General features: G+C 66.3%; 7 protein-coding genes. 2 read left to right on the top strand and 5 right to left on the bottom strand.

Annotated elements, in window-relative coordinates; all coding sequences use genetic code 11:
- Window positions 1–324: 324 nt before the first annotated feature.
- Both hemB and EO139_RS11660 read right to left on the bottom strand, forming a co-directional pair.
- Window positions 325–1,314, bottom strand: a complete 990-nt coding sequence (gene hemB, locus EO139_RS11665) for a porphobilinogen synthase (protein ID WP_104584204.1) — start codon at window positions 1,312–1,314, stop codon at window positions 325–327.
- Window positions 1,315–1,568: 254 nt separating this feature from the next.
- Window positions 1,569–1,811, bottom strand: a complete 243-nt coding sequence (locus tag EO139_RS11660; protein ID WP_005989387.1) for a hypothetical protein — start codon at window positions 1,809–1,811, stop codon at window positions 1,569–1,571.
- Window positions 1,812–2,013: 202 nt separating this feature from the next.
- Here EO139_RS11660 and EO139_RS11655 point away from each other — a divergent pair, with 202 nt between their 5' ends.
- Window positions 2,014–2,469 (top strand): hypothetical protein, encoded by a 456-nt coding sequence (locus EO139_RS11655; protein ID WP_115678026.1) that lies wholly within the window; start codon window positions 2,014–2,016, stop codon window positions 2,467–2,469.
- Between the two features lie 111 nt (window positions 2,470–2,580).
- On the opposite strand, the gene EO139_RS11650 is transcribed toward EO139_RS11655, so the two are convergent.
- From EO139_RS11650 to EO139_RS11640, 3 genes are all read right to left on the bottom strand, one after another.
- Complete coding sequence (locus EO139_RS11650) at window positions 2,581–4,371, bottom strand: DUF885 domain-containing protein (protein WP_164739823.1); 1,791 nt, start codon at window positions 4,369–4,371, stop codon at window positions 2,581–2,583.
- A 330-nt stretch (window positions 4,372–4,701) separates the two neighbouring features.
- The gene (locus tag EO139_RS11645) at window positions 4,702–6,930 is read right to left on the bottom strand and encodes a S9 family peptidase (protein WP_164739822.1); all 2,229 of its coding nucleotides are present in this window, start codon (window positions 6,928–6,930) and stop codon (window positions 4,702–4,704) included.
- Between the two features lie 431 nt (window positions 6,931–7,361).
- Complete coding sequence (locus EO139_RS11640) at window positions 7,362–8,051, bottom strand: glutathione binding-like protein (protein WP_126970728.1); 690 nt, start codon at window positions 8,049–8,051, stop codon at window positions 7,362–7,364.
- Between the two features lie 251 nt (window positions 8,052–8,302).
- Here EO139_RS11640 and EO139_RS11635 point away from each other — a divergent pair, with 251 nt between their 5' ends.
- A complete protein-coding gene (locus EO139_RS11635; protein ID WP_104584196.1) occupies window positions 8,303–11,317 on the top strand; it encodes a TonB-dependent receptor in 3,015 nt (1,004 codons plus the stop codon).
- Window positions 11,318–11,367: the final 50 nt, after the last annotated feature.

The following is an 11,367-nucleotide window of genomic DNA, read 5'->3' as shown; positions in this document are numbered from 1 at the left end:
AAACAGTGGGGCCCGCTATTGTAGATGAGAATCGTTATCGCAGTTTGGCTGCGGATTTTCGGGATTCACGCCACTGACGCAACGCGATGCGGCGATGGGGATCACCCGATCATTGCCGCATTGCCGGTATCTGCCGGTCCTCTGCAATCACCGTGGTCAAGGCTGGCTGCACAGCACGACCCTCACTCATCCAGGCGCCTGCTGCGCTCTGCACGAAGCCCAGGCCGCGGAAGACCGCGGCCTGCGGAGTCAGTGCGTCTTCATCGCATCAAGCCAGACCTGCAAGCAGCGATTCCTTGCCTGCACGCCACCGCATCACCGCACTCAGCCTTCCCGCAACCAACGTGCCACCTGGGGGGCAAAATAGGTCAGCACGCCATCGGCACCGGCGCGCTTGAACGCCATCAGCGCTTCCAGCACGCAACGACGTTCGTCCAGCCAGCCATTGGCGGCCGCCGCCTTGAGCATCGCGTACTCGCCGCTGACCTGATAGGCGAAGGTGGGCACGCGGAATTCCTGCTTCACCCGCCGCACCACATCCAGATACGGCATGCCCGGCTTGACCATCACCATGTCGGCGCCCTCTTCCAGGTCCAGCGCGATCTCGCGCATCGCCTCGTCGCTGTTGGCCGGATCCATCTGATAGGTGGTCTTGTCGGCCTTGCCGAGATTGCCGGCGCTACCGACCGCATCGCGGAACGGACCGTAGAACGCCGAGGCGTACTTGGCCGAGTAGGCCATGATGCGCACGTTGAGATGGTCCTGCGCATCCAGCGCACGACGGATCGCACCGATGCGGCCATCCATCATGTCCGAGGGCGAGATGATGTCCACACCGGCTTCGGCGTGCGACAGCGATTGTCTGACCAGCGCCTCGACGGTGATCTCGTTGAGCACATAGCCCTTGGCGTCGATGAGGCCGTCCTGGCCGTGCGTGGTGTACGGGTCCAGCGCCACGTCGGTCATGATGCCGAGTTCGGGAAAGCGCGCTTTCAGCGCGCGTACCGCACGCTGTGCAAGGCCGTCCGGATTCCAGGCTTCGGCCGCGTCCAGGCTCTTGCCGGCCGGGTCGATCACCGGGAACAGGTCGATCACCGGAATGCCCAGTTCCAGGGCCGCTTCGGCTTCGCGCAGCAAGTCGTCCAGCGACAGACGCTCCACGCCCGGCATCGAGGCGATCGGCGCACGGCCGGACAATTCATGCACGAACACCGGCCAGATCAGGTCGTCGGTGGTCAGCGTGTTTTCGCGCATCAGGCGCCGCGAAAACGCATCGTGGCGCATGCGGCGGGGACGGTAATGGGGATGGGCCATCGTGGGCTCCTGTCGGCAGCCGGCAAGTTTACGCCCGCCATCCGCTGTCGGCCGCGCTGCGACGCAGTGTCGCAGCGCTGCAACGGACAGGAGCGCGCCGCGATTCATGCCAGCGTGATTCGCCGGGGCACACGGTCGGCTCGCCCCTTAGGGACCGCGTCCGGATGGCGGCGGTGTCACGCGGCGACCTTCTTCATCGCCAGCCGGTGCAAGGCGCTTCCGGCTCGCGCGACCTGCTTGGACGCCACCGCGCGCTAGATCACGCCGCCGCCCAGGCTCAGGCGGATCACCCCGACCACGATCACCAGGCCGTTGAGCAGCAGACCGGTCTTGGCACGCCCGCGATTGCCGGCCGAGGTGAACAGCAGCGCGATCGCCGCAATCAGCGCGCCCACCGCCGCAAACGGGATCAGGAACCAGTTGCCCCAGCCCAGCAACGGGATGAAGGCCAGCACCATCCACAGCAGCGCCACGATGCCCCACAGCAGGCTGATCAATCCCACGTATCACCTCGACATCTTGAAGAATGGCCTCAGCTTAGCCCCGCGGCCGCCAAGACGCCGTGGGCAGATGGTCACCCTGACCAATGGCGACTTGGCGGTAGCCTCACGTGGGCACGGCTAGGGTGCGGCGAAGTCCGGCGCGATTCAGTCCGGGCGCCGGATCATCGTCATCACTGTCGTCAACAGGGGCCGCATCATGAACAAGCATGTCGTCATTGCCGCTGCGCTCGCCATGCTCCTGGCCGGTTGCGCCAGCAGTTCCAGGGTGATGCTGGGCCAGGCGCGCGCACCGATCGACCCGGCGCAGGTGCAGGTGTACTCCAATGCACCGGTCGGCTCGGTGGAGATCGCCCAGCTCGAATCCACCAGCGCCGCCGGCTTCGGCACCCAGGGCCAGACCGATGCGGCCGTGCAGCGCCTTAAGCGCGAAGCCGCCAAGCTCGGCGCCAATGGCGTGGTCATCGTCGGCGTGGGTTCGGAACGCTCCGGCGGCGGCCTGTCGGTGGGCGGCGGCAGCTACGGCGGCCGCGTCGGCGGCGGCCTGGGCATCGGCATCCCGACCACCCAGAAGCGCGCGGCCGGCATGGCGATCTGGGTGCCGGCCGGGGCGCAGCAGCGCGCGGCGCCAGAGGTGTCGCCTCCAATGCGCTGAGGCGAGCCTCAACGATTCGAAAGCATTTGCGAAGGCAGTGCTGCAACAGGGCGCGATAGTTGGCCGATTCAAGCTCCATCGTGCCCTGCTGCGTTACGCCGTCTGAATTGCTTAGCGCTTGCCCTGCTGCGCAGGGATGAACTGCGTCTCCACCGCCTTGGCCAACTGGTCCGGCGGCAGCAGGCCCTGGTCGAGCAGGAAGTTGTTGAAGGCCAGGCGGTCGAACTTCTTGCCCAGGACCAGTTCGGTGCGCATGCGCAGTTCCAGGATGCGGGTGTAGCCGTAGAAGTAGCTGCCGGCCTGGCCGGGGGCGCGGACGGTGTAGCGGTCCAGTTCCTGGCGGGTCATGGCCGGCGAGAGGCCGACATCGTCCTCGAGCACCTGGCGTGCGCGTTCGCGGTCGATCAGGCCGAGGTTGAGCATCGGGTCGAGCATGGCGCGGGCGGCGCGCAGCAGGCGAAACTGCAGGGCGATCAGCTGGCCGTCGAGCGGTTCGTACGGGACCATTTCGGCTTCGGCATACAGCGCCCAGCCTTCGACGTTGACCGAGTTGAACGCGAACAGGCTGCGCGCCAGCGACACGCCGCGTTCGACCATGGCGGTGAACTGCAGCTCATGGCCGGGGCGGCCTTCGTGTGCGCTGAGCGTCCAGGCGGCCGAGCCGAAGTTGAAGTCGTCGTACTGCTCCTTCTTGGCGCCATCGGCGGTCGGGTTGCCCAGCGGCAGCACGAACTGGCCCTGCTGGCCGGTATTGCCGATCAGCGGGGCCGGCAGGAAGTGCGGTGCCGGTTGCGCGGCGCTTTCGGCCGCGCTGCCCAGGCGCATCTGCATCGGGCGGTTGGGCACATCGACGATGCGCTGCTGGCGGATGATCGGGTCGATCTGGTCGATCACGCCGCGATAGTGGGTTTCCAGCTGGTCGTCGGCGATCTTGTTGCCCTTGAGCGCACGGATCACCTGCACGTAATCGCTGCCCTGCACGCCCTTGGCCTTGGCCACCAGCGGCGCCAGCTGACGCATCGCCGAGCGGGTTTCCATGAATTCCAGCTGCGCGCGCTGGATCAGCTGCTGCGGGGCGATGTCGATGCCGACCTGCTTGAGCTGGAAGGCATACAGCGGCTCGGGCAGGCGGGTGTCCTTGCGCGCTTTCGGCAGCACCGTGGTGCGGGTCCAGGTGGCGTACTCCTTCAACTGGGTGGACATCGCCTTGAGCGCTTCGTCGGCGCCGGCGATCTTGTACTTGGCGAACAACTCGCCGATGCCGGCGACGTAGGTGTCCACGTTGGCCAACGCCTGCTCCACTTCGCGCTCGGTCGGCTGCAGCAGGGCCTTGTTGCCAAGCTGTTCCTCGTAGCGCTGGCGGGCCAGCGTGGTGGTCGGCGTCGTGCCCGGCACCAGGCCCACGTAACGCTTGAGGCGATCCAGCGCCTTGGCGCGGCGCTCGGGCACGGTCTGGTCGGACAGCAATCCATTGAGGCCGCTGAAGACCAGCTGCGGCGCGTCGCTCCACGGCAGCAGGTAGCGCTCGTTGAGCTGGCTGCCTTCGATGTTCTGTTCGGCCGCCGCGATCATGATCTGCAGGTCCTGGCGCACGTTGACGTCGCGCTCGGTCGCCAGCTTGGCCTGCAACGCGGTGCGCGCCTTGCTCATCGCATCGCGGTAGCGCGCGGCGTTGTTCGGCCCCAGGTCGATGACCTGGTCGTCGTAGCCGGGCACGCCGAAGAAGCTGGCGTATTCGGGCTGGAACGGCGCCTGCGCGTTCAGCAGGATCTGCGCGTGGCCGTTGCTGGTCTGCACCCAGGCCGGCGTGGCAGGCTGGGCCTGCCCGGGCTGACCGGTCTGTGCCTGCAATGGCAGCGAAGCACCGAGCGCCAGCGCAACGGCGAGAACAAGTGGTTTCATGGGGTGGATCCGCAAGTTGAGTAGCGCGACCCTACCCATCCGCAGCGGCTGCGGCAATGCGCCTTAGGTCATGGTCGCAGGAGTGCGGCGGCGCTTGCGGACCCGTTACCAGGCTGCAGACGTTGGCGATTGCGGCTTGCCAGGCGCTGCAGCCGGAACCGGCGGCAGCGATGACATGACAACGTCCTTGCAGACCAGGTCTTGGCACACGACTGCAGATGACCTCGGCGGTGAGCAACACCACGGCGCGGCCAACATCGCCGCGGGGCCGCGGCGGCGGCCGCTGTACCACTGCAGTGGCCGCGTCCCCTGCAGCCGGCCGCCGGCCGCTCAGGGCATCAGGCAGCGCTGGATGAAGGCCTCCGCGGTCTTGTAGCGATGCAAGGCGGTGCTGCCGGACAACCCATGCTTGGCACCGGGATAGGTCATCAATTCGAAGGCGGTGCCGCGCGCCTGCAACGCGCTCATCAGCGCGGTGGAGTTGGTGAACAGCACGTTGTCGTCGGCCATGCCGTGGATCAGCAGCAGCCTGGCGCGCAGGCCACCCAGATGGGTGGCGATGCGCGCGCCGCGGTAACCGTCGGCGTTGCTGGCCGGCAGGTCCATGTAACGCTCGGTGTAGTGGGTGTCGTACAGCCCCCAATCGGTGACCGGTGCGCCGGCCACGCCACAGGCATAGGCCTCGCTGTGCCTGGCCAGCAGCATCAGCGACATGTAGCCGCCGTTGGACCAGCCCTGCACGCCGATGCGGGCCGGATCGACCCAGCGCTGCGCCTTGAGCCAGGCCACACCCTGCAGCTGATCGTCCACTTCGACTGTGCCCTGCCTGCCGTACAGCGCACCACCGAAGGCGCGGCCACGCCGCGGCGTGCCGCGGTTGTCCAGCGAGAACACCACATAGCCGCGCTGGGCGAGGTACTGGTCGAACAGCGCATCGCCACGGCTCGGCCAGGCATCGAGCACGGTCTGCGCGGCAGGGCCGCCATACACGTACACCATCACCGGATAGCGCCTGGCCGGGTCGAAGTTGTCCGGCTTGATCAGGCGATACTGCAGCGGCGTGGTGCCGTCGGCAGCGGTGAGCGTGCCGAATTCCACCGGGCGCTGCGCGTCGCGGTATCTGGCGTAAGGGTGCTGCGGATCGGCCAGGTCGTTCTTCAGCAGCGTGGCGATTTTTTCGCCATTGGCGCGGAACAGCTCGATCTGCGGCGGCGTGGTGGTGTTGGACCAGCTATCGACATACACGCTGGCATTGCCGGCGAAACTGGCCGCGTGCGTGCCGCGGGGCATCGAACGTTTTTCGATCGTACCGCCGGCCAGCGGCACCGCATAGATGTGGGTCTGGGTCGGCGATTCCTTGCTGGCGGAGAAATACACCGTGCCGGCGTGCTCGTCGACGGCGAGCAACGCATCGACCACCCAGTCGCCGGAGGTCAGCGGGGTGAGCGTGCGCCCGTCTTCCGATGCCACATACAGATGCGCGTAGCCGCTGCGCTCGGAGTTCCAGACAAAGCGGCCGTCCTTGAGAAAGCGCAGATCGTTGTGGAGCGGCACCCAGGTCGGCGAGGTCTCGGTGACCAGCACGCGCTGCTTGCCGCTGGCCAGCGTGGTTTCGATCAACGCAAGGGTTTTCTGGTCGCGCGACTGGCGCTGGAAGGTCAGCCGCTGCGCATCGCGCCAGTCCACCCGCGCCAGGTAGATGTCCGGGTTCTTGCCCAGGTCGATCCACTGTGGCTTGGCTGCAGCACGCGGGGCGATCACGCCGAGCTGCACGGCCACATTGGGCTGGCCTGCCTGCGGATAGCGCTGGTCGATCACCTCGGTGTGGTCGGCGTAGACCTCCGGGCGCTTCTGGATCGGCACAGCCGATTCGTCGATGCGCGCGAAGGCAATCGCCGAATCGTCCGGCGCCCACCAGTAGCCGGTGTGGCGATCCATTTCCTCGTCGGCGACGAACTCGGCCACGCCATTGCCGATGGTCTCGCTGCCGTCGCGGGTCAGTTGCAGCTGTTTGCCGCTGGCCAGGTCGATCACCCACAGGTTGCGCGCGCGCACGAAACTGACGAAGCCGCCCTTGGGCGAGAGCTTGGCATCGGTGGCGAAGCCTTCGCCGTGGGTGAGCTGGCGCACTGCGGCGCTGCCGGTCTTGCGCAGGTCGTACAGATACAGCTCGCCGCCGAGCGGAAACAGCAACGCGTGCGCGTCCGGCGCCCATTGGTAATCGACGATGCCGGCGAAGGCAGCGATGCGTTGGCGCTCACGGCGGGCCTTTTCCACATCGCTGAGCGTCTCGGTGCCAGGCAACACGAGCTTGGAGTCAACCAGCAGGCGGGTCTGGCCGCTGGCGATGTCGTACTCCCACAGATCCAGTTGATTGCGGTCGCTGTCCTTGCCGCGCAGGAAGCTCACGCGCGAGCCGTCGGGGGCGACCTTGGGTTTCATCAGCGTCGGGCCGGACAACGGCAACGGGCCGGTGATGGCATCGAGGGTGATTTTTTCGGCGTGGGCGGTGGGGAGCGTGCTGAGCATGAGGGCAAGGGCGGCGAACAGGGCGCGCATCGAAGATCCTGTCTTGAGATAGCACACAGGATGCGGGCGCGTAAGGTGTTTGAGAAGCGCGGCGATGGCGCGTGTGTGCGATGACGGGCTGTGCCTGGTTGCGCGCATGTGCGGCAGCGTGGTTCTGGAGTCGTCCTCGCCCTGCCTTGCGCGGCACAGGTGCGATGGCCCGATGGTCGCAGGTGGCGCGCTGCGCAGGTTCCGGGGGGCGGTGGGTCTGGCTCCACTTGCGTACCCTCACCCCCAACCCCTCTCCCGGGGGGGAGAGGGGCTCAAGGCACCGGGTGTGTCGCACGCAGTTGATGCACGCGCATGCCGCTGCTAACTCCTGATGCTGCTTGCCGTTGCTGCCTGCTGTTATTGCTGCGCAATTGCACCAGTCGCCGCTATCGCCGCATGGGCTGTTACGCAGCCGCGCCCGCCGCTTTGCTTCAGCGCTTGCCGAACAGGTGCTTGCGTTCTTCCTCGCCCAGTGGCTTGCCGGCGTTGGGGTTGACCTGTTCTTTGAGCGCATAGGCGCGCTGGGTGGCCGGACGCGCGGAGATGGCGTCGTGCCAGCGCTTGAGATGCGGGAAGTCGGCGTAATCGGGGCGGATGTCGGCGTAGACCTCGATCCACGGATAGCTGGCCATGTCGGCGATGCCGTACTCGGGGCCGGCCAGGAACGCGGAGGCGGCCAGGCGCTTGTCGAGCACGCCATGCAGGCGACGTACTTCGGTGTTGTAGCGCTCGATCGCGTAGGGAATCTTTTCCGGCGCATAGACGTTGAAATGGCCCATCTGGCCGCTCATCGGCCCCAGCCCGCCCATCTGCCAGAACAACCATTCCAGCGCGGCGATGCGGCCACGCGCATCGCGCGGCAGGAAGCGGCTGGTCTTCTCGGCCAGGTACAGCAGGATGGCGCCGGATTCGAACACGCTCTGTGCGGGACCGCCGTCGGCCGGTGCGTGGTCGACGATCGCCGGCATCTTGTTGTTGGGCGAAATCTGCAGGAAGGCCGGCTCGAACTGCTCGCCCTTGCCGATGTTGACCGGCTTGAGCGTGTAGTCCAGCCCGGCTTCTTCCAGGAACAAGGTGACCTTGTGGCCGTTGGGGGTGGGCCAGTAGTACAGGTCGATCATCGTGCGCTCCAGTTCGGCAGGGGGTGGCACGCAGCCGCGCGCCTCGACAACCGATGGTACGACCAAGCCCGCGACCTGCGCGTGCGCTCGCCGTGGTGCTGACTGGAACGATGTGTGACGCGATTGCTCGCGGCCGATGCTGCAGTGCAAGTTGACTTGGTTAAGGCTGCGCTCACAAATGCACGACTGTTTCATCGACCTTCGCCTGTCCCGCCTGGGGCCGGCTTATCTTCACTTGGGGAAGAATCATTGTGAGAGAGCCACGCACCCTGCCGCGCACGCGGCGTCTGACGTCTGCCCTGCTGTTTGCCTTGTCGACGCCGCTGGCCGCGCAGACCGCACCGCCGCCGCAGTCCGCGTCCACCGTTCCGGGCGCAAGCCAGGCCGATCCGGCCACGCTCGATGCGGTGCAGGTCACCGGTATCCGCGGCAGCCTCACCTCGTCGATGAACGTCAAGCGCGATGCGCAGGGCATCGTCGACGGCATCGTGGCCGAGGACATCGGCAAGTTCCCCGATACCAATCTGGCCGAATCGCTGCAACGCATCAGCGGCGTGTCGATCGACCGCTCGCTGGGCGAAGGCTCGCGCGTCACCGTGCGCGGCGTCGGCCCGGACTTCAACCTGGTGCTGCTGAACGGCCGGCAGATGCCGGGCGCCAGCATCGAGGAGTCCAACGCCTCCAACTCGCGTGCGTTCGACTTCGCCAACCTGGCGTCGGAGTCGATCTCCGGTATCGAGGTGTTCAAGACCAGCCGCGCCAGCACGCCCACCGGCGGCATCGGTGCGACCATCAACATCAAGACCAGCCGGCCGCTGGACAACCCGGGCCTGCATGCCAACGTCGGCCTCAAGGGCGTGCACGACAGCTCCAACGAGAACCTGCCCGGACGCCTGCAGGGCGATTCGCTGACCCCGGAAATCTCCGGCATCTTCAGCAATACCTCGGCCGATGGACGCTTCGGCGTGTCGCTGAGCGGCAGCTATCAGGAGCGCGACTTCGGCTATAGCCAGGTCGGCGTGCCCAACGGCTGGCGTTCGTTCCGCGGCGATGCCACCGCCTACGGCACCATCCCGCAGCCGGGCGCGCCCGGCTCGGAGAACATCGTCAACCGCCCCGGCCCCAACGATATCTATTCGGTGCCGCAGAACCTCAACTACCGCGTGGTCGGCGTGGAGCGCCAGCGCACCAACGGCCAGCTGGTACTGCAGTACAAGCCGCTGGACAACATCACCACCACGCTGGATTACACCTATTCGGAAAACAAGATCCAGCAGCAGCGCAACGAGATGTCGGTGTGGTTCAACTACGGGCCGTCGGCCAGCGCCTGGACCAACGGCCCGGTGGCAGGACCGGTGAGCTACTCGGAAATCGTCAATCCGGCCACCAGCGATCTGGCCACCGCCGGCTCCAATGCGGCCACGCGCAACCAGAACAAGTCGCTGGGCTTCAACGTGGATTGGGCGGTCAATGATCAGTTCAAGCTCAACTTCGACATCCACCGCTCCACCGCCGAAGCCGGTGCGGACAGCCCGTTCGGTTCCAGCAATTCGCTGGGCGTGTCCGGCTTTTACCGCGGCACCTCGGTGGTGGATTTCAGCAAGGATTTCCCGGTGTTGCAGCAGCAGTTGGGCTTCGGCCTGACCGGGCTGGATCCGTCGCGCACGCTGGTCACCGGCTCGGCGTTCCGCAACAGCTACATGAAGTCGGAGATCGACCAGGCGCAGGTCAACGGCGACTTCACCTTCGAAAACTATTCGCAGTTGAAGTTCGGCATCGGCAGCACCGAGGTCAAGAACCGCTCGGCATTTTCCAACGTGCAGCGCGACACCTGGGGCGGTGCCGGCACCGCGGCCGATTATCCGGACGATCTGTGGATTCCAAGCTCGTTCGCGCAGTATTTCGATGCGATCGATGGCAGCGGCAACCCGGCGCAGTTCGATCAACTGTTCCTGTTCGACTTCGAACGCGCCCGCCAGGCCGCCGCGCAGGTGGCCGGCGACGACGCGCTGTACCGCACCTCGCCGGTGTTCACCACCGACCGCCGCGTGACCGAAAAATCCAAGAATGCCTATTTGCAGTGGAACAACAGCTGGGACGATCTGCGCGTGCCGATCAGCCTGGCCGCCGGTGTGCGTTACGAAGAAACCAAGGTGGACGCACAGGCGCTGGTGCCGGTGGCGGTGGGCATCGACTGGGTCGCCAACAACGAGTTGCCGATCCGCCTGGCCGACTCGGCATTCGCCAGCGGCAGCGGCAAGTACGAGTACTGGCTGCCCAGCCTGGACCTGAGCTTCAAGCTCACCGAGGATCTGGTGCTGCGCGGCAGCTACGGCGAAACCATCGGCCGGCCCGGCTGGGGCGATATCCAGGGCGGGCAGACGCTCAACCAGATCGCGCGCCTGGAAGGCGGCACCGGCCAGGAAGGCAATCCCGGCCTCAAGCCGCTGCTCTCGCACAACATCGACCTGTCGCTGGAGTGGTACTACAGCGATGCCAGCTACGCCTCGGTGGGCTTCTTCCGCAAGAACATCGACAACTACATCGGCGTGACCACGCGCAACGATGCCTCGCTGGGCCTGAACACGCCGGTGGGCGGTGCGTACTGGAACGAAGCGCTGGGCAACGGCTGCGCCTCGGCGGACCTGACCTGCATCCGCAACTACATCTTCCGCAACCGCGGCGGTGCGCCGGGTGTGGTGCGCGGGACGGACGATTCCAATGGCAATGCCACCGGTGTGATCAGCGGGCAGCCGGGCGACCCGGTGGCCAACTTCGCCATCACTGCGCCGGCCAACCAGCGCTCGGCCTCGCTGGACGGCTGGGAATTCAACCTGCAGCACATGTTCGGCGACAGCGGCTTTGGCGTGTCGGCCAACTACACCATGGTCGACTCCGGCCTGACCTACGACAACTACGTGATCGGCGAGCAGTTCGCGCTGGAAGGGCTGAGCGATTCGGCCAACGTGGTCGGCTTCTACGATCGGGACAAGTGGCAGGTGCGTGCGGCCTACAACTGGCGCGACGAGTTCCTGGCCGCACGCTTCGACGGCAGCGGCCAGCCCAACCCGGTCTACACCGAAGCCTATGGCCAGCTGGATCTGAGCATCGGCTACCAGTGGACCGAGAACCTGTCGCTGAGCCTGGAGGCGATCAACCTCACCGACGAGGTGCAGCGCCAGCACGGCCGTCACCCGAACCAGATCATCTACGCCACCCAGACCGGCCCGCGCTACATGCTGGGCGTGCGCTACAAGTTCTGGTGATCTGAGTGAGGTACCGAGCGTCCCGGCAGCGCGCCTGCCGGGACACCCGC

Source organism: Xanthomonas sp. BRIP62411, from assembly GCF_003993525.1.
Classification (GTDB): domain Bacteria; phylum Pseudomonadota; class Gammaproteobacteria; order Xanthomonadales; family Xanthomonadaceae; genus Xanthomonas; species Xanthomonas euroxanthea.
Note: the sequence above shows the minus strand (reverse complement) of the source record. Positions and strands in the feature narration are given on the sequence as shown.

Coding starts and splice junctions, on each gene's coding strand:
- EO139_RS11645 (WP_164739822.1), bottom strand. CDS start 6,930: ATGCGCGCCCTGTTCGCCGCCCTTGCCCTCATGCTCAGCACGCTCCCC.
- EO139_RS11655 (WP_115678026.1), top strand. CDS start 2,014: ATGAACAAGCATGTCGTCATTGCCGCTGCGCTCGCCATGCTCCTGGCC.
- hemB (WP_104584204.1), bottom strand. CDS start 1,314: ATGGCCCATCCCCATTACCGTCCCCGCCGCATGCGCCACGATGCGTTT.
- EO139_RS11640 (WP_126970728.1), bottom strand. CDS start 8,051: ATGATCGACCTGTACTACTGGCCCACCCCCAACGGCCACAAGGTCACC.
- EO139_RS11650 (WP_164739823.1), bottom strand. CDS start 4,371: ATGAAACCACTTGTTCTCGCCGTTGCGCTGGCGCTCGGTGCTTCGCTG.